The sequence below is a fragment of the Variovorax sp. P1_G12 genome (genome assembly GCF_056405555.1).
On record NZ_JBFUBW010000001.1, the window covers coordinates 300,145 to 322,723 of the forward strand.

Here is a 22,579-nt window from a genome sequence, read left to right on the forward strand (position 1 = left end):
CTCGCGAGCCCGGCACTGGCTCAATCTGCAACACCTGCTCCGCTTCGGCACAGGACCAGGCACAACGCGGTCACGCCGATGTGGAGCACTCCAATCCAAAAGGCATTTCCTGACAACGACTTGGATCGCCTGGCACGTGCTGGCCCGCCGATTGCGGGACAGTCCATGCGTTCCTTCCTCAACTTCAACGGAGATGATTTCATGGACATGGCAGAAATGCGCAACCTCGGCATTGCGAACCCCTTCAAGAAGCAGTACGGCAACTACATCGGCGGCCAGTGGGTCGCGCCGATCGACGGGCAGTACTTCGACAACCTGACGCCGGTGACCGGTCAGCCCTTCACAAGCATCCCGCGCTCGAACGCGAAGGACATCGAGGCGGCGCTCGATGCCGCGCACAAGGCCAAGGCCGCCTGGGGCCGCACGTCGCCGACCGACCGCGCCAACATCCTGCTGAAGATCGCCGACCGCATGGAGCAGAACCTCCGGACGCTGGCCGTGGCCGAGACGCTCGACAATGGCAAACCGCTGCGCGAAACGATGGCCGCCGACATGCCATTGGCCATCGATCACTTTCGCTATTTCGCATCGTGCGTGCGGGCACAGGAAGGCGGCATCAGCGAGATCGACCACGAGACCTATGCGTACCATTTCCATGAGCCGCTCGGCGTGGTGGGACAGATCATTCCGTGGAACTTTCCGATCCTGATGGCGGTGTGGAAACTGGCGCCGGCGCTGGCTGCGGGCAACTGCATCGTGCTGAAGCCGGCCGAACAGACGCCCGCTTCGATCCTGGTGCTGATGGAGATCATCGGCGACCTGCTGCCCGCGGGCGTGCTCAACGTGGTCAACGGCTTCGGCCTGGAGGCCGGCAAGCCGCTCGCGTCGAGCCCGCGCATCGCCAAGATCGCCTTCACCGGTGAGACGACCACGGGCCGGCTGATCTCGCAGTACGCGAGCCAGAACCTGATCCCGGTCACGCTGGAGCTCGGCGGCAAGTCGCCCAACATCTTCTTCGAGGACGTGCTTGCGGCCGATGACGCCTTCTTCGACAAGGCCCTGGAAGGCTTCGCGATGTTCGCGCTGAACCAGGGCGAAGTGTGTACCTGCCCGAGCCGCGCGCTGATCCAGGAATCCATCTACGACCGATTCATGGAACGCGCGATCCAGCGCGTCGAGGCGATCACGCAGGGCCACCCGCTGGACACCGCCACCATGCTGGGTGCGCAGGCCTCGCAGGAGCAGATGGAAAAAATCCTCTCGTACATCGACCTCGGCAAGCAGGAGGGCGCCCAGTGCCTGACCGGGGGCGAGCGCAACCTGAAGAACGGCGAGCTGGCGGCGGGCTACTACATCAAGCCGACTGTGTTCAAGGGCCACAACAAGATGCGCATCTTCCAGGAAGAGATCTTCGGGCCGGTGGTGTCGGTGACGACATTCAAGACCGAGGAGGAGGCCCTCGAGATCGCGAACGACACGTTGTACGGCCTGGGCGCTGGCGTGTGGAGCCGCGACGGCGCACGCGCCTTCCGCATGGGCCGCGGCATCCAGGCCGGCCGTGTGTGGACCAACTGCTATCACCAGTACCCGGCCCATGCGGCCTTCGGCGGCTACAAGCAGTCGGGCATCGGCCGCGAGAACCACAAGATGATGCTCGACCACTACCAGCAGACCAAGAACCTGCTGGTGAGCTACAGCCCGAACAAGCTGGGCTTCTTCTGAGAGAGCGACCCATGTCGCCCGGCACGCACCCTCACGCGCCGGCCATCGCGCCGGTGGGTCGCGTGTCCGCGACGCCGGCCGCGCAGGCGCTCATCGAGCGTCTGCGCGCGCAGCATGGTCCGTTGATGTTCCACCAGTCGGGGGGCTGCTGCGATGGCAGCGCGCCGATGTGCTTCACCCTGGGCGAGTTCATCACGGGCGATGCCGACATCTGCCTCGGCGAGATTGCGGGCACGCCCTTCTACATGAGTCGATCCCAGTTCGAATACTGGGAGCACACGCACCTGATCATCGATGCGGTGCCAGGCAACGGCGGCATGTTCTCGCTGGAACGTCCGACCGGGCTGCGCTTTCTGACGCGCTCGCGGCTCTACGACGACGCCGAATGGCAGGCGCTGGAAGCACAGGGCCGGCCGTAGCCGGACCCGCGCACTGTTTCTTTCACGGCGCCAGCCAGGCGACGTTGGCGCGTTCGAACATGCTGCGCAGTCGCCCGCTGCTGGCGAGGTCGTTGATGCCGGCTTGCAGTGCCTGCGCCAGGTCGGTCGCGTCCTTCTTCACCGCCATGCCCACCGCCCAGCCGTTGCGTGGGGCGCGCGGCGAGGGCAGGGGCGCGATCGCAAACCGCGCGTCGCCGCGCAGCACCGACTCCAGCTCCGACGCAAGACCCGCGGCAGCGGCCACCTCGCCGCGCTGGAGGGCATGCGCGGCCGCGGTCCCGTCCTTCCATTGCGTGCTGAGCTGGTTGCGATAGGCTCCGCCTTCGGCGCCGATCATCAACCAGCCGGCCAGCGTTTGGCCGGGCACAGCCACCTTCGCATCGCCCAGGTCCGAGAATCGATCGAGCCGCGGCAGGCGGTCGAGCTGCCGTGCCAGAACGACGCGCTCGCGACAGTACGGCGCGAAGATGGTGGCCTGTGGCGTCTCGTCGATCAGAGGCTTGTCGACCGGCACGTGCATCAGCACGTCGGCCGGGCCGAAACCCAGGTAGTGCCCGCGCCACACCATGTTGCGCAGGTCGTCGCCCATGTTTTCATCGGCGTGGAACGGCAGCATCGACAGCTTGACGCCGAGCGTGTCCGCCAGCGCCTGCGCCAGATCGACGTCGATGCCCATGCCGTCGTCATGGAATGGCGGCATGTCCTTGTAGATCGCGACGATGAGCGTCCCGCGCGCGCGAATGCGCTCCAGCGGCAAGGCGCGCGCGATGAGCGGCGCACCCGCAAGGCCGGCTGCGCCGAGCCAGCGCAGGCAGTCGCGGCGCGACGGTGGAGAGGCGTGCATGGTCGGCCCCTACATCGGCTTGTCGCGACGGGTCTCGAGGTAGGCCTTGATCGACCAGATGGCCTCCTGGCTCATCACGCCTTCGAATGGGGGCATGTAGACCGCACCGTTGCGCGTGCGGCCGTGGCGTACGGTGGTCAGGAAGTAGTCGTCCATCTCCTTGATGCACGCGGCCTTCTTGGCGGCGTCCTTCAGCGCCGCACAGTCGTTGTCGATCTTGCGCAGATCGGGCGCGATGCCACCGGAGATCGCCTCGATGCCATGGCAGCGCGCGCAGTTCTGGTTGTAGGCGGAGGTGCCGATCTTGATGGCCGGCGCGTTGCCGCGATAGGGGTTCTCGGGGCGCCATTCCTTGCCCAGTCCGGGCAGTCCGCTGGTGTCCACGGCCTGTGGCGTCACGTCGCCATGCGACCACGCCACGGTGGCGCCGGCCATGCAGATGGCTGCACCGAGCAGCACGCCGGCCTTTCGGCCCGCCCAACCCCACGTTGCCTTCCTGCGAATCAGGCTGCCCAGCCGCCACCCGGCGCTCGGATCGAAACTCGTCATGTCAGTCTCCGTTCGTGCATAAGTAGAAACATGACCAGATCCGCAAACGCCGTGCCACTCGGAGTTGTTGCAAGCGGGTACACAAATTGCGTGGAAAGCTCCGTCATGTGGCATCCTTGTCGTCTGGCAGCCGACGTGTGACAGCGAGGGTCGGCTTCCGATGTATCAAAACGGAACACATTGGCCGATCCCACGATGTTTTTCGAACGAGAGAACCTGCTCGCCTAGAAGCAGAGGAGACAGACAAATGGTTGACAACCACCGTGCGCTGGCCACGACCGCCAAGACCTGGACCACGCCTGCAGTGCTGCCCGTCCCACCGCAGCCGGCGCGAACGGAGCTGATCGAGCAGTGGCATCAACGCTGCGCAGCCCTGGGTCTGACCCGCATGGAAAGGCCCGACTTCGAGCCCCTGATGCGCAGCGATCTCACCGTGGCGCGCGAACGAAACCAGCGCCTGTTCACCCACGCCGCACCCGTGATGGAAATGCTCTTCGAGCAGATCGTGAACACCGAGAGCATGATCGTGCTGGCCGACATGACGGGCACCATCCTTCATTCCGTCGGCGACGACAAGTTCCTGCAGCGCGCCGACAAGGTCGCGCTGACGCCGGGCGTGAACTGGGCAGAGCACTCCAAGGGCACCAACGCGATCGGCACCGCGTTGTTCGAGGAGGCGCCCACCGTGGTCCACGGCGGCGAGCATTTCATCCACGCCAACCACTTTCTCACCTGCTCGGCGGCGCCCATCTTCGACCCGCGTGGCAACATGCTCGGCGTCCTCGACGTCACCGGCGACCAGCGCTCCTACCATCAGCACACGATGGGCCTGGTCCGCATGTCAGCGCGCATGATCGAGAACCAGTGGTTGTCCGACGACTATGGCAACCGGTTGCGCCTGCATTTCCATAGCCGTGTGGAGTTCATCGGCACGCTGCTCGAGGGGATCATCGTTGTCGGCGCGGACGGCAAGATCCTCGGGGCCAATCGCAGCGCGCTCGACCAGCTCGACATGAGCAGCGCCGCGCTGCGCATGCACAGTCTCACCAGCCTGTTCGGCACGACCGCTTCAGCCGTGTTCGATCACTTCCGCACGCCCCTGCCCGTGCCGATGGCGCTGAGCCTGGCCGGCGGGCGGCAGTTTCATGTCAACGCGCGGTTCAACGGGCCACAGCGGTCTGTGGTCATGGAGCCGACGTTGTCGCCGGCAGCCACCGATGTGGCCGTCGAGCGCAGGGCGGCCGGGGCCGAGAGCGGCAAGCGCTCGGGCTCGCTGGCCGGCGACACGGCGCATTCCGCCGACGGCACGCTGTTCTCGGGCCTGCACTACCTGAACACGGGCGACCCGCAGATCGGTGCGCTGGTCCGGAAGGTGCAACGCGTCATCAACCGCGACATTCCGCTGCTGATCCTCGGTGAGACGGGCACGGGCAAGGAATTGCTGGCGCGCGCGGTCCACCAGGATTCGAACCGCGCCAAGCAGCCCTTCGTGGCCGTCAACTGTGCATCGATTCCGGAGTCGCTGATCGAGGCCGAGCTGTTCGGCTATGAAGACGGCGCCTTCACGGGCGCTCGCCGCAGGGGATCGGTCGGGCGCATCGTGCAGGCCAACGGCGGCACGTTGTTCCTCGACGAGATCGGTGACATGCCGCTGGCCCTGCAGGCCCGTCTGCTGCGGGTGCTGCAGGAGCGCAACGTGACGCCACTGGGCAGTCTCAAGTCGATTCCGGTGGACATCGCGGTGATCGGTGCGACCCACCGCAAGCTGCGCGAGATGATCGAGGCCGGCTCGTTCCGCGAAGACCTGTACTACCGCCTGAACGGCCTGGTGGTGAAGCTTCCCGCACTGCGTGAGCGCAACGACCTGGATGTGGTGGCGCGCCGGATCCTGCTGGCCGAGTGCCCGCATGGCACACCGGACATCAGCGCGGCGGTGATGTCGCTGTTCCAGGGCTACCCCTGGCCGGGCAACGTGCGCCAGCTTGCGAACGTCCTGCGCACGGCGTCGGTCATGGCCGCGGGCGAACGAGAGATCGCGGAGCACCATCTGTCGGATGACTTCCTCGAGGATGTGCGATGCACACGCCAGCGACCGGAGCCCGTGGCGTTCGTGGCGATGCCGGTCGCGCCGCCCGCGCTCGACGCTGCCCCTGTCCGTTTCGCGCCCGTGCCCGACGAGCGCGCGGCGCCGCCTACCGTCACGCCCGCACCGTCCCCGGCGATGAACGAGGCCGCTGCGCCCCGTACGCTCGGCGAGTCGGAAGTCGAGCTGATCCGCAACGCCGTTGCCGCCGCCAACGGGAACATCTCGGTCGCCTCCAAGCAGCTGGGCATCAGCCGCAACACGATCTATCGGAAGCTTCGCTGGGCCAAGTGAAGCGCGCCAGCGCCCGACGGTCCTAAGGGACTACCCTGTACCGCCGTCGCACGGCGCTGTACCACCCTGGAACACTCCCCCCCGGGCATCGGCCCCCAGGGCCCTTCCGACGTCCCATTCCCGCCCTCTGACGTCTTCGAAATAGGGGCAATCCCGAGTCTTTTCGCCCATGCGGCACCCTGCCGCCGCAGGCATGCGATTTGCGAAACAGCACAGGCCCCAAAGGCAATTCCGCCTGGGCCTGTTCTGCTCTGAAGGAGACTCCATGAAATGGTCGCAACCCGCGTTTGAAGACATGCGCTTCGGCTTCGAGATCACGATGTACATCTCGCACCGCTGACCCCTCGCAAGCCGGTGGCGGGCGGCCTCCCGTCGCCCTGCCGCCGGCCCGAATCTTCCCTCCTCATCATGCAAATACTCGTGCTCGGATCCGGCGCCGGTGGCGGATTTCCGCAATGGAATTGCAACTGCCGGCAGTGCGCCGGCCAGCGCCTGGGCGCATTCCCCTCGCAGGCGCGCACGCAGAGCTCCATCGCCGTGTCGAGCGACGGCGAATCGTGGGTGCTTCTCAATGCCTCGCCCGACATCGGCCAGCAATTGCGCAGCCATGCAAAACTGCATCCACGCCACGGCGTGCGCGACACGCCGATCAAGGCCGTCGTGTTGATGGATGCGCAGATCGACCACGTCACCGGCCTGCTCGGCATGCGCGAAGGCCCGTGCATCGACATCTATGCGACGCCCTGCGTGTTCGAGGACCTGACCACCGTCTTCCCGGTGCTCAGCGTGCTCGAACACTATTGCGGCACACGCTGGCACATGCTTGCGGTGGCCGGCACCAGGACCAGCGCTGCCTTCACCGTCGAACGGTTTCCTTCGCTTCGCTTCACGGCGGTGGCCATTCCGGGCAAGGCGCCACCCTATTCGCCCCACCGCCGCGAGCAGACGGTCGGTGACAACATCGCGCTCCTGATCGAAGACCTCGCAGACGGCAAGTGCCTGTTCTACGCGCCGGGCCTGGCGGAGGTTGGCGCGCACGAACTGCAGTGGATGCACGGCGCCGACTGCCTGCTCGTCGACGGCACCTTCTGGGTCGAGGACGAAATGCTGAACGCCGGCCTCAGCCGCAAGACGGCCAGCGAGATGGGCCACCTGCCGCAGATGGGCAGCGACGCACGCCTGGGCATGGTCGACGTGATGCTGGCCACGGCCGCGCGGCGCAAGGTTCTGATCCACATCAACAACAGCAACCCGATCCTGGACGAGGCCAGCGAGCAGCGCCGCCTGCTCGACAGCCACGGCATCGAGGTGGCCTACGACGGCATGGAGATCACGCTATGACGGCAACTTGTCTGAATCCGCGCGAAGCGGCGCGCGACGAACTGCAGCGCCTGTGGGCCTTCGACGAGTTCGAGGCCCGCCTGCGCGCCTGCGAGTCGCGTTACCACATCCACCATCGTTTCAACCGGCGGCTCAATCGCGGCGAACTGCAGCCCTTCCAGGTGCGCGCCTGGGTGGCCAACCGGTTCTACTACCAGGTCAACATCCCCCGCAAGGACGCGGCGGTGATGTCCAACTGCGACGACCGCGCCGAACGCCGACGCTGGATCCTGCGCATGCTCGATCACGACGGGCGTGGCGACTACGCGGGAGACGACGCAGGTGGCATCGAGGCCTGGGTCCGCCTCGCAGAGGCCGTGGGCCTGGATCCGGCCGACCTCTGGGCGCATCGCCACGTGCAGCCCGCCGTGCGCTTTGCCGTCGACGCCTATGTCAACTTCGCGCGCCAGCGCCCCTGGGAGGAAGCGGCCATCTCGTCACTGACCGAGATGTTCGCACCGAAGATCCATGCCGACCGGCTCGCCGGCTGGCCTGCGCTGTACCCGTGGATCGACGTCGAGGGCCTGGCCTACTTTCGCAGCCGCATCCCGCTCGCCACGCGCGACGTCGAACACGGACTCGACGTTGCAAGGCGCTGGTGCACCACACGCGCGCGTCAGGAACGCGCACTGGCCATCCTGCACTTCAAGCTCGACATCCTGTGGTCGATGCTCGATGCGATTGAACGCGGCTTTCCGGACGACCTGCCAGCGGCACAACGACCATGATCACGCCCGACGCCCAGCCCCGCCTGTCGAGCCTGTACCGGATGCAGTTCGAGCCGGCCCAGGACAGCTGGATCCTGCTCTACCCCGAGGGCATGGTGCGCCTCAACCCCCCGGCCGCCGAGATTCTGCAACGCTGCGACGGTCGGCGCACGGTGGACGAGATCGTCACCGACCTGGAAATCGCCTTCGCGCAATCCCCTCTGCACGACGACGTGATGGTCTTCCTGAGCCAGGCACTGCAACGCGGCTGGCTGCAAGAGGCGCCATCATGACCGGCCACGGCGCGGCAGGGCCACCGCTGTGGCTGCTCGCGGAGCTGACCTATCGCTGCCCTCTGCACTGCGCGTTCTGCTCGAATCCGGTCGACTATGCGCGTCACCAGGACGAGCTCGACACCGCAAGCTGGCAGCGCGTGCTGACCGAAGCACGCGCGCTCGGCGCCGTGCAGCTCGGCTTCTCGGGCGGCGAGCCGCTGCTGCGGGACGACCTCGAGGAACTCGTCGCGCACGCGCACGGCCTGGGCTTCTACACCAACCTCATCACGTCCGGCGTCGGGCTCACCCGTGCGCGCGCCAGCGCGCTGAAGACGGCCGGCCTCGATCACATCCAGCTCTCTTTCCAGGACTCGACGCGCGAACTCAACGACTTTCTCAGCTCCACGAAGACCTTCGACCTGAAATCGAAGGTTGCCGGGATCATCAAGGCCGAGGGCTATCCGATGGTGCTGAACTGCGTGATGCACCGCTTCAACCTGCAGCATGTCGAGCGCATCATCGGGATGGCCGAGCGCATGGGCGCGGAATTTCTGGAGTTGGCCAACACGCAGTACTACGGCTGGGCCTGGCTCAACCGCGCCGCCTTGATGCCGACGCCGGCTGAACTGCGCGATGCGGAGGCCATCGTTGACATGCACCGCGCGAGGCTGGCGGGCCGGATGAAGATCCTCTGGGTCTCCCCCGACTATGCGGATGCCAAGCCCAAGCCGTGCATGGCCGGCTGGGGTTCGGTGTTCATGGTGGTCGCGCCGGATGGCATCGCCATGCCCTGCCACAGCGCCCGCATGCTGCCGGATCTGGCGCTGCCGAATCTGCAAGAGATGTCCGTGCGCGAGGCCTGGCACGGAAGCGAGGCCTTCAACCGCTACCGCGGCCAGGGCTGGATGGACCCGACCTGCAGCGATTGCGACGAACGGCATCGTGACTTCGGTGGCTGCCGTTGCCAGGCCTTTCTGGTCACGGGCGACGCGGCCGCGACCGACCCGGTATGCCCGAAGAGTGCGCACCGAGGGCGCGTCGACGACATGCTGGACGCCGCCGTCAGGGCGCGCGCCGATGGCGTGTCCATGCACACGTTGCGCTTCGTGCCGGGTGCAGGGCGAGGTGCAGGCCTGATGTTCCGCAGCGACGAGAACTCGCTCGCCTGCAGCGCGGCGGGCGCCCTCCCATGCTGAAGATCCGCGGCCTCACGCAGCGCTACGGTGCATGCGTCGCGCTGGATGCGCTGAGCCTTTCGATCGCGCGCGGCGCCTTCGTCGTGCTGCTGGGGCCGAACGGGGCGGGTAAGTCCACGCTGTTCCAGGTGCTGACCGGCTTGTTCGCGGCCGATGAGGGCGACATCGAGGTGGCCGGCCTGTCGATGCGCAACGATGCGCGCCGTGCGCTCGCGCACATCGGCGTGGTGTTTCAGCAGCAGTCGCTGGACCTCGATCTGAGCATCGCGCGCAACCTGCAATTCCATGCCGACCTGCAAGGCCTGCCATGGCATGTGTCTCGCGAGCGGATTGCCTTCGAGGCTGCGCGCCTCGGACTCACGGCGGACATGCAGCGCAGCGTGCGCGAGCTCTCCGGCGGCAACCGGCGCAAGGTCGAGTTGGTACGCGCGCTGCTGCACCGGCCCGACCTGCTGCTGATGGATGAGGCCACGGTCGGACTCGATCCCCGATCGCGCCACGACCTGGTCCATGGCCTGCAGGACGAGGTGCGCCAGCGCGGTGTGACCGTGCTGTGGGCCACGCACCTGGTGTCGGAAGCGGAGCATGCCGACCGTGTGCTGGTGCTGCACCGCGGGCGCCTGCTCGCCGACGGCACCCCCGCCGAAGTGAGGGCCACGCTGGGCGGCGCGACGCTGGAGGCGGCCTTCCTGAGCGCCACGCGTTCTCCTGCAACGACAGCAATGTGAGCGACAACCCGCGAGGCACCACCGCATGACCTGGTACACCCCCCTCCAGTCGGCCCCCTTGGTCGCTTTGGTCGCTTTGGCCGCTGCACTCGCGGCGCTGCCTGCGGCCGCCAGAGACAGCCAGCTCGCCTTCGTCTCCAGTGAGAAGGACCACGCGATCACCATGGTGGACCTGAAGACGCTGGCCGTCGTCGGCGTCATCCCGACCTGCAAGCGTCCGCGCCACATGCAAAGACTGAACGGCAACACCCAATTGATGGTGGCGTGCAGCGACTCGGGCCGGGCCGACATCATCGACCTGGCGACGCGCAAGTCGGTCGCGAGCGCGCCGCTCGGCGACGATCCGGAGGTATTCGACCTCTCGGCGGACGGCCGGACCGCCTATGTGTCGGCCGAGGACGACGGCACGCTCAACGTGTTCGACCTGACGGCGAAGAAGCTGGTCAAGGGCGTGCCCGTCGGCAAGGAACCCGAAGGTGTGAAGGTGTCGCCTGACGGCAAGCGCGTGTACGTGAGCTCGGAGATCGCGAACATGGTGCATGTGATCGACGCGGGCTCGCTCAAGGTGATCCGCAACATCCCGGTCGGCCCGCGCCCGCGTCGGTTCGCCTTTTCGGCCGACGGCAGCGAGCTGTGGGTGACCAACGAACTGGGCAGCAGCGTCAGCGTGATCTCGACGGGCGAGCTGAAGGTGCTGGCCACCATTCCCTTCGCGGTCAAGGGCCTGCGTCCGGACGACATCACGCCGGTCGGCATCACCTTGTCGCGCGATGGCAGGACGATGTACGTCGGGCTGGGCCGTGCCAACCAGGTGGCCTTCGTCGACGTGGCGTCGCGCGCCACGACGGCCCTGGCCCTGGTGGGCAAGCGGGCCTGGGGCGTGGCGATCAATCGAGATGGTTCTCGTCTGTTCGTGGTCAACGGCTTGTCGGATGACATGACGGTGATCGATGCCGCCACCGCGAAGCCGATCAAGACCATCGCCGTTGGACGCGTGCCGCACACGGTGGTCGTCGATGACTAGGATGAAACACCCCCCGACGCGCCTGCGGCGCCCCGAGTCGCTGCCAGAGACAGCGGCTCTTCGGGTCCGTCCAAGCCTGCGCAGGCAGGCTTGGAGCCGCGGACCTCAGCCCCCTCAAGGGGGGCGATACCGGCGGCCCGGCAAAGCCGGTTCCGCGGTATCCCTGGTATCGGACTGCGCCGGTTTCATGGGTCGTGGATCGCGCACCGCGCGGTGGAGCAACTGAAATGAAACTCGCCCCCAGGCTCGCGCACTTCGCGTCGCTCTCCACCCCCTGCCGGGGGCAACCCCGGCGGGCCGGCAAAGCCGGTTCCGCGGGGTTCCTGGCTTTGGCTGCGTCGGTTTCGTGTGTCGTGGGCGGTGCGTCTGCCCTCGCCGGCACGTTGACGCTCGGCATCGTCCAGCGCGCCGACGACGATCGCCTGGAGCCGGCGCGTGTCGCGCTCGCCTACCCGGGCCAGCCCGGCGGGCGCGCACGCGACGGCGTCGACATGGCCATCCAGGAGCGCCGGTTCGAGCTGGAGACAGCGGGCTTGCAGGTGGCCGTCATCGTGCGCGCGGCCAGGTCGGCGGACGACGCAGTCATGCAACTGCGCCAGCTCGAAGCGACCGGCACGGCGGCTGCCCTGCTCGATCTCCCTGCCGATTGGATCGCCGGCGCGTCGGCCGCGGCCGCCCTGCCCCTGCTCAATGTCGGCGACAGCGCCGATGCGTCGCGCCAGCAGGGCTGTCGAGCCAACCTGTTCCACACGCTGCCGAGCGACCGCATGCGCGTGGATGCCCTGGCGCAGGCCTTGCTCGCCCGCAAATGGCTGCGTGTGCTCCTGATCTCCGGTCCGCGACCCGAGGACGCAAGCCGGCTTGCCCTGGCGCAGGCTGCGCTGAAACGCTACGGCCTGAAGCAGGTGGCGAGCCGGAACTTCACGCTTTCCGCCGACCCGCGCAAGCGCGAATCGGCCAACCCCTTGCTGCTGACCGGCACTGCGGCGGTCGGCGGCGACTATGACGTCGCCTGGGTGGTCGACAGCGACGGCGAGTTCGCGCGCGCATTGCCCTACCGCATCGCTCTGCCGCGCCCCGTCGTCGGCGATGCCGGCATGACCGCGCTGGCCTGGGCACCGCATTTCGAGCGCTATGGCGCGCCGCAGCTCGCGCGCCGCTTCGCCCGCGCGACGCAACGCCCGATGACCAGCCACGACTGGGCGGCCTACATCGCCATCAAGGCCTTGTTGAATGCCGCGCTGGAACAGCCCGCTGCACCCACGGCCGCAAGACTGAACGCTGCGCTCAACCAGCCTGATTTCACGCTCGACGGCTTCAAGGGCGTTCGCCTGAGCTTCCGCGCCTGGGACCATCAGCTGCGCCAGCCGATGCTGCTGACCGACGGCGTCGCCGTGATCGGGACCGCGCCGGTCGACGGCGTCATGCACGCGAAGAACGTGCTCGACACGCTCGGCACCGACGCAGCTGAATCGCCTTGCAAGGGCGCGCCGTGACGAGGGCCAAGCGCCACGGCGACATCGGCCATGCGCTGCAGGCGCTGCGCGCCATCGTCATGCGCGAACTGCTCAAGTTCTGGCAGCAGAAGGCCCGCCTGGTCTCGGCGCTGGTGCGGCCGCTGCTGTGGCTCGCGGTGTTCGCGGCCGGGTTTCGCAATGTGTTCGGCGTGGCGATCGTCGAGCCCTACGACACCTACGTCCCCTACGACATCTACATCGCCCCGGGGCTGATCGGCATGGTGCTGCTGTTCAACGGCATGCAGTCGTCGCTGGCCATGGTGTACGACCGCGAGATGGGCCTGATGCGGCTGCTGCTCACGGCGCCGCTGCCGCGCTGGTGGCTGCTGCTGTCGAAGATGCTCGCCACCGCGCTGCTCAGCCTGGTGCAGGTGCTGGCCTTCGCCGTGGTGGCCGCGCTGCTCGGCACCACGCTGCCGATGGCGCCGCTCGCGCTGCTGCATGCCCTGTTCGCGACGCTCGCCTCGGCGCTGATGCTCGCTTCGATCGGGCTGCTGCTCTCGGTCTACGTCAGGCAGCTGGAAAACTTCGCCGGCACGATGAACTTCGTGATCTTTCCGATGTACTTCCTCTCCACCGCGCTCTACCCGCTGTGGAAGCTCGAGGAGTCGGGTGCGACCTGGGTGTATCGGGTGGCGCAGTTCAACCCGTTCACCCATGCGGTCGAGTGGATCCGCTTCGCGCTCTACGACAAGGACCCGGGCAGCGCGCCGCTGATCGTGCTGGGCACGCTCGTCGCGTGCTTCATGCTGGCCTGCCGGGGCTACGATCCTCAGCGCGGTTTCGGCGGGCTGACGCAGCGGGGCGCCACATGACGACGCGGCGCAGCCTGCTGCGCCTCGGCGCATCCTTGGCGGCGGTCACAGCCTCTCCATGGGTTCGCACGCAGCCGGGTGACGCCGCGTTCCCGCGGCGCCCGGTGTTCCTGTGGGTGCCATGGTCCGCCGGCGGTGGCACGGACGTCACCCTGCGCCTGCTGGCCGAACTGGCGGCGCATCAGCTGGGCCAGCCCATCCTCATCGAGAACCGCGGCGGTGCCGGCGGCACGCTCGCGATGCCGATCCTGCAACAGTCCCTGCCCGACGGCTACACGCTGGCGCAGATGCCGCAGCCGGTGTTTCGCGCGCCCTTGACGCAGAAGGTCGCGTGGGATCCGATCCGCGACACCACGCCGATCCTGCAGGTGAGCGGCGTGACCTTCGGCCTGCTGGTTCCCGCGGCCAGCCCGCTGCGCAGCGTGGCCGACCTGCTGGCCCACGCGGCGGCATCCCCGGGCCGGTTGACGATCGCGACCAACGGCATCGGCACCACGCCCCACGTCGCGCTCGACGCGCTGTTCGCCCGCCACGGACTGAGCTTCATCCACGTGCCGTACAAGGGCGCGGCCGAGCAGATGATCGCGCTGTCGGCGGGCCAGGTCATGGCCGGCGTCAACGCCAACGGTTTCGCACCCTTCGTCGACTCGGGCCGCCTGCGGCTGCTGGCGACCTTTGGCGCGGCCCGCTCCCGGCGCTGGCCCGACGTGCCGACCATGAGCGAACTCGGGCACGGCATCGTCGCGATGTCGCCCTACGGCCTGGCCGGGCCGCGCGGCGTGCCCGACCCCATCGTGCGGCGACTGCACGATGCCTTCAAGGGCGCGCTGTTCGACCCGCGGCACATCGCCGAACTGGCCAAGTACGACCAGGAGGTCGCCTACCTCGACAGCACCGACTACGGCCTCAGCATGCGCGAGGCGTATGCCGCCGAGAAACGCACCGTGGAGCGCCTGGGTCTGGGCCCGGTGTAACGGCGATGTCGCGACTGTGGGTCGTCTGGCTGATCGCGCTCCTGCAAGGTCTCGCGAGCGACGCACAGGCCGGGGTGATGACGCGCGCCACTTTGCAGGCGCGCTTTCCTGCGCCGCTGGTGGTCGGAGAGAGAGACCCGCAGCTGCCGGTGTGGCCCGTCTTCAAGCAGGATGCGACCGCGACGGCGCTGGTGGGCTACGTCTTCGAATCGATCGACTTCGCGCCGATCCCCGGCTTCTCCGGCACGCCGTTCAACCTGCTTGTCGCGCTCGACCCCAGGGGCGGCTTCCTCGACGTGCAAGTGCTCTCCCACCACGAGCCGGTGTTCCTCGAAGGGCTGGGCGAGGCGCCGCTGTTGCGCTTTGCCGCCCAGTACCGAGGGCTCTCGCTGCAGCAGAACATCAAGATCGGCTCGAACGCCAATCGCGGCGAGGAGCGCGGCAGCGCGAACGTCTATATCGACGGCGTGGCCAAGGCGACCGCCTCGGTGCGGATCCTCAACCAGAGCCTGCTTTCCTCGGCGCTGCGCGTGGCGCGCGCCCGGCTGGGTTTCGCGGCAGGGCGCGACCCGGAGCTGGTGGCACGCGTGCGGCGCGACACCTATGCACCGATGCATTGGGACGCCATGCTGCGCGACGGCCTGGTCCGGCACGTCCGGATCACGCAGGGCATGGTCGAGAAGGCCTTCGAGGGCAGTGGTGTCGAACCGCCCGTCGCCGGCCAAGCGGACGATAGCTTCTGCGACCTGTACGTCGCCTACCTCAACGCCCCGCCGGTGGGCCGCAACCTGCTGTCGGACGCAGGCTGGCAGCACTTGCTCGGGCGCATCGACGACGGCGACCATGCCTTGCTGGTGATCGCCGTCGGCCCCTACACCTTCGTTGGTGACAAGTTCGTGCGCGGCGCCGTGCCCGACCGGCTGACGCTGCGGCAGGGCGACCTGCCCCTGGAACTGCGGGATCTCGACCTGGACGACCCGCTCGCTCTGCCGGCGGACTTGCGCGGCGCCGATGCGAAAGTCTTCCGCGTCATCGGCCCGGCCGGACTCGACCCGGCGCAGACACTGAACTTCGCGCTGCGGGTGACGCGCGACAAGGGGATGATCTACCCCGAGCGCGTCAGCCGCGACTTTGCCGTGCCCTACACGCTGCCCGCCAGCGAAGTGATCCTGCCCGACATCGACAGCAACGGCTGGCAGGGGATCTGGCGCTCACGGGCCTGGGAGCTGGTGGTGCTGGCCGGTGCGCTGGCCTTGCTGGCGGTGGTCCTGGCCCGGCCGACGTGGATCGTTGCCACACCGGCGCGGCTGGCGCGCTTTCGCACCGGCTACCTGCTCTTCACGCTCGCATTCATCGGCTGGTTCGCCCAGGGGCAACTGTCGATCGTCAACGTCACGGCCCTGATCCAGGCGGCGGTGGCTGGGCGGGACCTCAGCTTCTTCCTCCACGACCCGATGACGGTGGCGCTGTGGACCTTCGTCGCGGTGACGCTGGTGGTGTGGGGCCGCGGCACCTTCTGCGGATGGCTCTGCCCGTTCGGCGCCCTGCAGGAACTCGTCGCCCAGGCCGCGCGACGCCTCGGCATCAAGCGCATCAAGCTGCGCCGAGGCCTCGACGCCAGGCTCAAGCGGGTCAAGTACGCGGCGTTCGCGCTCCTCGTCGGGCTGGCCGTGGTGTCGCCGACCTGGACCGATCGGGCGGTGGAGATCGAACCCTTCAAGACCGCGATCACGCTGAACTTCATGCGTTCATGGCCGTTCGTGGCATGGGCGCTCGGATTGCTTCTCGTGAACGCCGTCCTCTACAAGGGATTCTGCCGTTACCTGTGTCCGCTGGGTGCAGGGCTGGGCCTGATCGGCCGACTGCGACTGCTGCGCTGGATTCCACGCCGCAGTGAATGCGGCACGCCGTGTCAGACCTGCCGCCATCGCTGCGAGTACCAGGCCATCCAGCCCGGTGGTGCCATCGTCTATGAAGAGTGCTTCCAATGCCTGGATTGCGTGGCGATCCACGACAGCCCCGAGCGGTGCGCACCGCTGATCGCCCATCGCCGCGACCGGGTCATCGCGATCCGTCCGTTGCCGGCGTCGGCCCGGAGCGACGCATGAAGCGGCGACAGTGGCTGCGCGCGACACTGGGGCTGGGCGCGCTTGCCGGCGTCTCGGGCCTGGCACCTGCGGTGAGCTCGCTGCACTGGGGCCGACGTTCGATGCTGGGCTTCGGCACCACGCTCTCGCTGCAGGCCGCGCACGAGGATGCACAGATGCTGGAACGTGCGCTCGATGCAGGGACGCAGGCGCTGCGCCGCATCGAGAGCCTGATGAGCCTGTTCGACCCCGACAGCGCCCTGTCGATGCTCAATCGCAACGGCAGGCTGCAGTCACCGCCTCCCGAGCTGGTCGACATCCTCGACATCGCGCATGCCGTCTCCCGCGACAGCGACGGTGCGTTCGACGTCACGGTGCAACCGCTGTGGCTCGCCTTCGACGGGGCGCGGCGCGCGGGACGCCTGCCCGCACCGCGCGAAGTCGACGCCGCGCGTGCCAGGGTGGACTGGCGCGCACTCGACGTCGGGCGACGTCTCATCCGCTTCGACATGCCCGGCATGGCCGCAACGCTCAACGGCATCGCGCAGGGCTATGCGGCCGACCGGGTGCGTGCCGTACTCGCTTCGCACGGTATTCGCCACGCGTTGGTCGATGCGGGCGAATTCGCTCCCCTCGGGCGCAACAGCGAGGCCAGACCCTGGACGCTCGGCATCGCCGACCCGCGCGAAGAGTCCGTGTTGATCGCGCGCCTGATGGCGGACGGTCGATGCATCGCGACGTCGGCCGACAATCTCACAAGCTTCAGCGCCGACCACCGCCATCACCACATCTTCGACCCGCGCACGGGCTATTCGCCGCCCGCGCTCTCGGCCGTGACCGTCGTGGCCGACACCGGTGCCATGGCCGATGCCCTGACCAAGGTGTTCTTCGTGGCCGGCCCAGCGCTGGCGCGTGCGCTCGCGCACCGGTGGAAGGTCGACGTCCTGTGGGTCGACAAGGCCGGCCGCTGGGAAGCCACGCCCGGCCTTCGGCTCGACCGGGCTTGAGCTTCCCGTTTCAGGCGCCGAAGGTGTAGCGGACGCCCACCCAGGCCGCGCGCGGTGCAGCGGGCGACATCAGGCTGGCCCGGCTCACCGGGTAGTCGCCGTTGGCGTTGCGCGGCAGCCCGCGCGCGAGATAGGCCCCGTTGGCCGTGAAAGCATCGGTGCCCAGTTGCCCACCGGTCGTGTACTTGCGGTCGAACAGGTTGGCGATCTGCACGAAGAACTTCAGGCCGGGCCGCGGCTTGTAGTCGACGCCAAGATTGAACACCGCATAGCCCGCACTGTGCCCCGGCCCGGCGTAGTACACCCCGTCGGGCGCATGCAGACCGTTCTCGTTGCCGCGCAGGTTGGCGCCGCTCGATGCGACCATGTCCAGGCCGATGCGCCATTGCGCGTTCGGCTCGTGGTCGGCATACAGCTTGAGCACCTGCCGCGGCAACATCGGGATGCGGTCGCCCGGCCGGATCTGGATATTGCCGGTGGTTCCGGGGAAGCCGGCCAGTGCCTGGTCGTTGCTGCTGTTGCCCGACCCACCGACCGTTTCCACGCTGCGGTAGGTCGCGTCGAGCAGCATGAAATTGCCGCCCAATGTCAGGCCGCCGGCGGGCTGCGCGTTCAAGCCCATTTCGATGCCCTGCCGGCGCGTCTTGCCGAAGTTCTTGAAGTAGCCGAAGCCGCTCGAATCATCGGCCACGAACAACAGGTCATCGCGGTTGTCGGAACGGAACACGCCGAAGTTCCATGTCGTATTCGGCTGCACCACCCCGCGAAGGCCGGCCTCGTAGGTCGTTGTCACCACCTGCTTGAGCGGGGGGTCGCCGGCGAAGGAATTGGGCAGCTTGCACGGGCTCGCCGGATCGGCGCAACCCAGCTCGATCGCCGTCGGCGCGCGGCTGCCCTGGTTGGCCCCGGCATAGAGGGTGACGGCTTCGCTCGGTGCGAAGGTCAGCCCGATCGCGGGGTTGAGGCGGCTGAAGGTGTAGCGGCCATCCAGCGAGCCCGGGCCGCCACCGGGCATCAGGCCATCGGTATTGTTGACCGAAGTACGGTTGTAGCGGCCCGAGAGCGTGAGGTGCGTCTTCGCATCGAGCGCCATGGTGTCGGTGGCATACACGCTGTAGGTGCTCGACCGGCTCGACAAGGCGACGCGCGCATCGAAGGCGTTCTCTGAATCCTGCGTGCCATCGGCAAAGGCGCCGGGGCCGAACACCGGCGTCACGCTGCGGTCGGGGTTGATGTAGCCGAACTGCGTGCTCTGGCCGAAGCGCACGCGGCTCGCATCGTAGGCTGCGCCCAGCACGACCAGGTGTTCGACGCTCCCCGTCTTCGCTGCCGCGGAAAATTGTCCCGCGAGGCCCTGGTTCTGCTGCTTTGTCTCGGTGCGGTTGATCAGGCCGTTGCACTTCTCGTTGGGTTCAGTGTTGAGCAGCGCGTTGGCGATGCAGCGCCACTTCGGAAACGGCGTATTGGAGGCGTTGGCGCCGCTCGTCGGCACGCCCGTGAAGCCCGCGGCGGCGAGTGCCGCCCGCTCGGCCGGGCTGGGTTGATAGACCGATTCGCTCAAGGCATCGTCGTTGACGTCGCCGTTGAAAGTGTTCGTCCTGATGTTGCGATAGTAGGCGTTGCCCGACAGCGTCCAGGTGTCGTTCAAGGCCTGGGTCATCGCGAGGTTCAGGAAGGTCGACTTGTTCCTGGTGTTGTCGGGAATCGTGCGCACGCTGGCCAAGTCGCGCTGCAGTGCGCCCAGCTCCTGCGTGCCGTTGCCCGTGAGGTCGTTGTCGGCGAAGGCCGCGGTGAGCGAGATGCTGCCGTCGCGCGTCACCCGTCCGACCTTGGTGAAGAGCTGGCTCACATCGGTGGGCGAAGCGACGCGCCAGCCATTCTCGTGAAAGCGGTTGCCGGCGATGAACCAGTTCCAGCCGCTGTCCTTGTCGCTGCCGCCGGTCTCGAACTCGGCGGCGGCGCGGCCCCATGAGCCGCCCACCACCTGCATCGACGTCCCCGGATTGTGCAAGCCATCCTTGGTCTGGATGGCCAGCGCGCCGCCGAGCGTGTTGAGGCCGAACAGCGGATTGCTGCCGGGCATCAAGGCGATCGTCGAGATGACCGTGCGCGGAATCAGGTCCCAGCTCACGACGTCGCCAAAGGGTTGATTCAGGCGCACGCCATCCATGAACACCGACAGGCCCTGCGGCGTGCCCAGCAGCGGCGATGCCGTGAAGCCTCGGTAGTTGATGTCGGGCTGGAACGGGTTGCCTTGCGTCTCGTTCACCGTCACGCCGCCGACCGCGCGAAGAAGGTAGTTCGTCAGGTCGGGCGCATGAAGGCGTTCGAGGTCGGCACCGGTGGCCGTTTGCACGTTGGACGGCACGGCGTCACGCGGCACGTCGAGGCCGGGCAGCGGCGTCGGCGCGACCACCTCGATGGTCGGCAGTTCGTGCGACTCGGCCGCCTCTTGCGCCGCTGCGCCTGTCCAGTTGCACAGCAGCAGACTGACCGCGGCGAGCGACGTGAAGGAGAAGGCGGGAAGGCGACCGCGACGGTTCATGGGTGAGGCTCAGCCCGGCTTTTTAACCCAGGCCGTACACCAACCCTCGCCCGCGACCTGCTTGCGCCCGAACATCGCGCAGCCCGCCCACGGGTCCGAGGACGCGCCTTGCCACATCGCGCAGTTCACGCAGCGCTGCGTCGCCGCATGCTTCGGATACTTCTTCGCATCGACGGCCTTGGTGTCCTGCTTGTAGCCCAGCGCCACCGCGGTCTCGTCGGACTCCTCGACGCGTGCGGCCGCCCATGCCGCAACGGGCACCAGCGTCACGACGCAGGTGCCGCCCATCATCCGTCCGGCGAACACCCTTCTGGTGATCCCGGCGCCCATGCTTTGGTTGGTTTCGTGCATGACGTGGGCCTCAGTGGGATGCGACCTTGGTCGCGCCGCTGGCTTGCACCGTGCGCGGCGCGCCTGTGGCACCGGGGATCTTGAAGACCCAGACCATGCCACCCTGCTCGAGCAGGTTGACCTTCTTGGCCACCTCGCCGCCCCAGAGTGGCACCGCTCCGCCCCAGCCCGAAACCACGCTGACGTACTGTTCGCCACCCTGCATCCAGGTGACGGGCGGCGCGACGACGCCGGAGCCGGTCTGGAACTGCCAGACCACCTTGCCGGTCTTGGCGTCGGCCGCCTTCAGGTAGCCCTCGGGCGTGCCCCAGAAGACGAGGTTGCCGCCGGTGGTCAGCACGCCGCCCCAGAGCGGCGCGCCATTCTTGACTTCCCAGGCCATCTTGCCGGTCTTCGGGTCGAAGGCGCGCAGCGATCCGATGTAGTCCTCGTTGAGCGGCTTGATCGTGAAGCCGGCGCCGAGGTAGGCCGCGCCCTTCTTGTATGCGACCGGTTCGTTCCAGATGTCCATGCCCCATTCGTTGGCCGGCACGTAGAACATCTTCGTGTCGGGGCTGTAGGCCATCGGCATCTGGTTCTTGCCACCAAGGAAGCCGGGCGCCGCGAACACCGCGCTGCCCTTCTTGCCATCGGATGTTGCGGTCGGGTCGCCGGGGCGGTTGTCCGCGATGAAATTGGGCCGCCCGGTCTTCAGGTCGATGCCACTGGCCCAGGTGATCTTCTTGACGAACGGAAAGGCGTTGATGAGCTTGCCGGTGGTGGCGTCATTGACATAGAAGAAGCCGTTGCGGTCGGCCTTGCCGCCGACGCGCTTGCCGTCCATGTCGAAGGTGACGAACTCATTGACGCCGTCGAAGTCCCAGCTGTCATTGGGCGTACTCTGGTAGCTCCACTTGATCTGGCCGGTCTTGACGTCGATGGCCACGGTCGAACACGAGTAGAGGTTGTCGCCCTCCCGCAGGTGGCTGTTCCAGGGCGCCGGGTTGCCGGTGCCGAAATAGGCCAGGCCGGTCTTGGCGTCATAGGTTCCGCCGAGCCAGGTGGCCGCGCCGCCGGTCTTCCACAGGTCGCCGGGCCAGCTCTTGTTCAGCGTGCCGGAGATGCCGTTTTCCTTCTTGTTTCCATCCTTGTCGTAGGTGTAGCCCATGTGGCCTTCGACGGTGGGGCGCATCCACAGCAGCTTGCCGGTCTTCGGGTCCCGCGCCTCGACGCGGCCGACGACGCCGAACTCGCCGCCCGATACGCCGGTCAGCATCACGCCGCCGGCGATGATCGGCGCCGCGGTGGCCGAATAGCCGGCGGCGTAGTCGTCGATCTTCTCCTTCCAGACCACGTCGCCGGTGTTCTGGTCGAGCGCAACGAGTTGCGCGTCGAGGGTCGCGAAGATCACGAGGTTGTCGTAGAGCGCGGCACCGCGGTTGACCACGTCGCAGCACGGCATGATGCCCTCGGGCAGCCGGTGCTCGTACTTCCACAGCTTCTTGCCGGTGGTCGCGTCGAGCGCAAAGATCCGCGAGTAGGACGCGGTGACGAACATCTTGCCGTTCATGATCACCGGCTGCGACTCCTGCCCGCGCTGCTTCTCGCCGCCGAACGAGAAGGCCCAGACCGGGAGCAGCTTGGCGGCGTTGGTCGCGTTGACCTGCTTCAGCGGCGAGTAGCGCTGGCCCTGGGTGTTGATGCCCCAGGTCAGGACATTGCCTGTGGCCGTGGCCTCCGACTGGATCATCTTGTCCGTGACCTGCGCGTGGGCGACAGCGTTGGCCAGGCCAACCGCGATGAGTGCGGCTAAGAGCTTCGATTGCATGGTGTCTCCTGATGGTGGAACTTGGGGTCGATGAAGCGCGCGAAGCGCGCCCTCCACGGCTCAGGGGGCAAGGGCCATGCCAAGCACCCAGACTCCGACCCTGTCGCAATACGGGTCCCTTTGCCTCCTGGTATGCGGGTTTTCCCGTTGGACTGCTACAAGGTTGAACAGTCGAGGCGCATAGGAGCGTGACATCGCGTCACAGTCCCACCGGATGCTGCGGCGGACCCACGG

At 67.5% G+C, this 22,579-nt stretch carries 20 protein-coding genes; 15 read left to right on the plus strand and 5 right to left on the minus strand.

What is annotated here, in order from left to right; translation table 11 throughout:
- Nucleotides 1–201 precede the first annotated feature (201 nt).
- Nucleotides 202–1,722, plus strand: a complete 1,521-nt coding sequence (gene adh / locus AC1D2O_RS01485; RefSeq protein ID WP_478092324.1) for an aldehyde dehydrogenase — start codon at nucleotides 202–204, stop codon at nucleotides 1,720–1,722.
- Between the two features lie 11 nt (nucleotides 1,723–1,733).
- Nucleotides 1,734–2,141 (plus strand): DUF779 domain-containing protein, encoded by a 408-nt coding sequence (locus tag AC1D2O_RS01490; RefSeq protein ID WP_478092326.1) that lies wholly within the window; start codon nucleotides 1,734–1,736, stop codon nucleotides 2,139–2,141.
- Between the two features lie 22 nt (nucleotides 2,142–2,163).
- Here AC1D2O_RS01490 and AC1D2O_RS01495 read toward each other — a convergent pair whose 3' ends face one another.
- Entirely contained in the window at nucleotides 2,164–3,006 is an 843-nt protein-coding gene (locus tag AC1D2O_RS01495) for a substrate-binding periplasmic protein (RefSeq protein ID WP_478092327.1), read from the minus strand.
- Nucleotides 3,007–3,015: 9 nt separating this feature from the next.
- Nucleotides 3,016–3,441: a cytochrome c-550 PedF gene (gene pedF / locus AC1D2O_RS01500; RefSeq protein ID WP_478092340.1), complete on the minus strand. Its 426-nt coding sequence runs from the start codon at nucleotides 3,439–3,441 to the stop codon at nucleotides 3,016–3,018.
- 361 nt (nucleotides 3,442–3,802) lie between these two features.
- On the opposite strand from pedF, the gene AC1D2O_RS01505 reads away from it, so the two are divergent.
- From AC1D2O_RS01505 to AC1D2O_RS01565, 13 genes are all read left to right on the plus strand, one after another.
- Nucleotides 3,803–5,932, plus strand: a complete 2,130-nt coding sequence (locus tag AC1D2O_RS01505; protein WP_478156029.1) for a sigma-54-dependent Fis family transcriptional regulator — start codon at nucleotides 3,803–3,805, stop codon at nucleotides 5,930–5,932.
- Between the two features lie 265 nt (nucleotides 5,933–6,197).
- On the plus strand, nucleotides 6,198–6,272 hold the full coding sequence (gene pqqA, locus AC1D2O_RS01510; protein ID WP_478092343.1) for a pyrroloquinoline quinone precursor peptide PqqA: 75 nt from the start codon (nucleotides 6,198–6,200) through the stop codon (nucleotides 6,270–6,272).
- Nucleotides 6,273–6,340: 68 nt separating this feature from the next.
- Nucleotides 6,341–7,273, plus strand: a complete 933-nt coding sequence (pqqB, locus tag AC1D2O_RS01515; RefSeq protein WP_478092329.1) for a pyrroloquinoline quinone biosynthesis protein PqqB — start codon at nucleotides 6,341–6,343, stop codon at nucleotides 7,271–7,273.
- On the plus strand, nucleotides 7,270–8,040 hold the full coding sequence (gene pqqC, locus AC1D2O_RS01520) for a pyrroloquinoline-quinone synthase PqqC (RefSeq protein ID WP_478092331.1): 771 nt from the start codon (nucleotides 7,270–7,272) through the stop codon (nucleotides 8,038–8,040). Before pqqB ends, pqqC begins: the two co-directional genes overlap by 4 nt.
- Nucleotides 8,037–8,312, plus strand: coding sequence for a pyrroloquinoline quinone biosynthesis peptide chaperone PqqD (gene pqqD, locus AC1D2O_RS01525; protein WP_478092332.1), 276 nt, complete (start codon nucleotides 8,037–8,039; stop codon nucleotides 8,310–8,312). The genes pqqC and pqqD overlap by 4 nt, the downstream gene beginning before the upstream one ends.
- Nucleotides 8,309–9,490 (plus strand): pyrroloquinoline quinone biosynthesis protein PqqE, encoded by a 1,182-nt coding sequence (pqqE, locus tag AC1D2O_RS01530; RefSeq protein ID WP_478156031.1) that lies wholly within the window; start codon nucleotides 8,309–8,311, stop codon nucleotides 9,488–9,490. Before pqqD ends, pqqE begins: the two co-directional genes overlap by 4 nt.
- Nucleotides 9,484–10,218, plus strand: a complete 735-nt coding sequence (locus tag AC1D2O_RS01535; RefSeq protein ID WP_478092336.1) for an ABC transporter ATP-binding protein — start codon at nucleotides 9,484–9,486, stop codon at nucleotides 10,216–10,218. The genes pqqE and AC1D2O_RS01535 overlap by 7 nt, the downstream gene beginning before the upstream one ends.
- A gap of 25 nt (nucleotides 10,219–10,243) precedes the next feature.
- The gene (locus AC1D2O_RS01540) at nucleotides 10,244–11,242 is read left to right on the plus strand and encodes a PQQ-dependent catabolism-associated beta-propeller protein (protein WP_478092338.1); all 999 of its coding nucleotides are present in this window, start codon (nucleotides 10,244–10,246) and stop codon (nucleotides 11,240–11,242) included.
- A gap of 227 nt (nucleotides 11,243–11,469) precedes the next feature.
- Entirely contained in the window at nucleotides 11,470–12,738 is a 1,269-nt protein-coding gene (locus tag AC1D2O_RS01545; protein WP_478156033.1) for a type 1 periplasmic-binding domain-containing protein, read from the plus strand.
- Entirely contained in the window at nucleotides 12,735–13,574 is an 840-nt protein-coding gene (locus tag AC1D2O_RS01550) for an ABC transporter permease (RefSeq protein WP_478086404.1), read from the plus strand. Before AC1D2O_RS01545 ends, AC1D2O_RS01550 begins: the two co-directional genes overlap by 4 nt.
- Nucleotides 13,571–14,548, plus strand: a complete 978-nt coding sequence (locus tag AC1D2O_RS01555; RefSeq protein ID WP_478086403.1) for a tripartite tricarboxylate transporter substrate binding protein — start codon at nucleotides 13,571–13,573, stop codon at nucleotides 14,546–14,548. Before AC1D2O_RS01550 ends, AC1D2O_RS01555 begins: the two co-directional genes overlap by 4 nt.
- Before the next feature lie 5 nt (nucleotides 14,549–14,553).
- Entirely contained in the window at nucleotides 14,554–16,656 is a 2,103-nt protein-coding gene (locus AC1D2O_RS01560; protein ID WP_478086402.1) for a 4Fe-4S binding protein, read from the plus strand.
- Nucleotides 16,653–17,642: an FAD:protein FMN transferase gene (locus AC1D2O_RS01565; protein ID WP_478086400.1), complete on the plus strand. Its 990-nt coding sequence runs from the start codon at nucleotides 16,653–16,655 to the stop codon at nucleotides 17,640–17,642. Before AC1D2O_RS01560 ends, AC1D2O_RS01565 begins: the two co-directional genes overlap by 4 nt.
- Nucleotides 17,643–17,652: 10 nt before the next feature.
- Here AC1D2O_RS01565 and AC1D2O_RS01570 read toward each other — a convergent pair whose 3' ends face one another.
- The 3 genes from AC1D2O_RS01570 to AC1D2O_RS01580 are packed head-to-tail and all read right to left on the minus strand — an operon-like array spanning nucleotide 17,653 to nucleotide 22,345.
- Nucleotides 17,653–20,187, minus strand: a complete 2,535-nt coding sequence (locus AC1D2O_RS01570) for a TonB-dependent receptor (RefSeq protein WP_478156035.1) — start codon at nucleotides 20,185–20,187, stop codon at nucleotides 17,653–17,655.
- A gap of 9 nt (nucleotides 20,188–20,196) precedes the next feature.
- The gene (locus tag AC1D2O_RS01575) at nucleotides 20,197–20,538 is read right to left on the minus strand and encodes a high-potential iron-sulfur protein (protein WP_478086396.1); all 342 of its coding nucleotides are present in this window, start codon (nucleotides 20,536–20,538) and stop codon (nucleotides 20,197–20,199) included.
- A gap of 10 nt (nucleotides 20,539–20,548) precedes the next feature.
- A complete protein-coding gene (locus tag AC1D2O_RS01580) occupies nucleotides 20,549–22,345 on the minus strand; it encodes a PQQ-dependent methanol/ethanol family dehydrogenase (RefSeq protein WP_478086394.1) in 1,797 nt (598 codons plus the stop codon).
- Between the last annotated feature and the right edge of the window lie 234 nt (nucleotides 22,346–22,579).

Coding starts and splice junctions, on each gene's coding strand:
- adh (WP_478092324.1), top strand. CDS start 202: ATGGACATGGCAGAAATGCGCAACCTCGGCATTGCGAACCCCTTCAAG.
- AC1D2O_RS01490 (WP_478092326.1), top strand. CDS start 1,734: ATGTCGCCCGGCACGCACCCTCACGCGCCGGCCATCGCGCCGGTGGGT.
- AC1D2O_RS01495 (WP_478092327.1), bottom strand. CDS start 3,006: ATGCACGCCTCTCCACCGTCGCGCCGCGACTGCCTGCGCTGGCTCGGC.
- pedF (WP_478092340.1), bottom strand. CDS start 3,441: ATGGCCGGCGCCACCGTGGCGTGGTCGCATGGCGACGTGACGCCACAG.
- AC1D2O_RS01505 (WP_478156029.1), top strand. CDS start 3,803: ATGGTTGACAACCACCGTGCGCTGGCCACGACCGCCAAGACCTGGACC.
- pqqB (WP_478092329.1), top strand. CDS start 6,341: ATGCAAATACTCGTGCTCGGATCCGGCGCCGGTGGCGGATTTCCGCAA.
- pqqC (WP_478092331.1), top strand. CDS start 7,270: ATGACGGCAACTTGTCTGAATCCGCGCGAAGCGGCGCGCGACGAACTG.
- pqqD (WP_478092332.1), top strand. CDS start 8,037: ATGATCACGCCCGACGCCCAGCCCCGCCTGTCGAGCCTGTACCGGATG.
- pqqE (WP_478156031.1), top strand. CDS start 8,309: ATGACCGGCCACGGCGCGGCAGGGCCACCGCTGTGGCTGCTCGCGGAG.
- AC1D2O_RS01535 (WP_478092336.1), top strand. CDS start 9,484: ATGCTGAAGATCCGCGGCCTCACGCAGCGCTACGGTGCATGCGTCGCG.
- AC1D2O_RS01540 (WP_478092338.1), top strand. CDS start 10,244: ATGACCTGGTACACCCCCCTCCAGTCGGCCCCCTTGGTCGCTTTGGTC.
- AC1D2O_RS01545 (WP_478156033.1), top strand. CDS start 11,470: ATGAAACTCGCCCCCAGGCTCGCGCACTTCGCGTCGCTCTCCACCCCC.
- AC1D2O_RS01555 (WP_478086403.1), top strand. CDS start 13,571: ATGACGACGCGGCGCAGCCTGCTGCGCCTCGGCGCATCCTTGGCGGCG.
- AC1D2O_RS01560 (WP_478086402.1), top strand. CDS start 14,554: ATGTCGCGACTGTGGGTCGTCTGGCTGATCGCGCTCCTGCAAGGTCTC.
- AC1D2O_RS01565 (WP_478086400.1), top strand. CDS start 16,653: ATGAAGCGGCGACAGTGGCTGCGCGCGACACTGGGGCTGGGCGCGCTT.
- AC1D2O_RS01570 (WP_478156035.1), bottom strand. CDS start 20,187: ATGAACCGTCGCGGTCGCCTTCCCGCCTTCTCCTTCACGTCGCTCGCC.
- AC1D2O_RS01575 (WP_478086396.1), bottom strand. CDS start 20,538: ATGCACGAAACCAACCAAAGCATGGGCGCCGGGATCACCAGAAGGGTG.
- AC1D2O_RS01580 (WP_478086394.1), bottom strand. CDS start 22,345: ATGCAATCGAAGCTCTTAGCCGCACTCATCGCGGTTGGCCTGGCCAAC.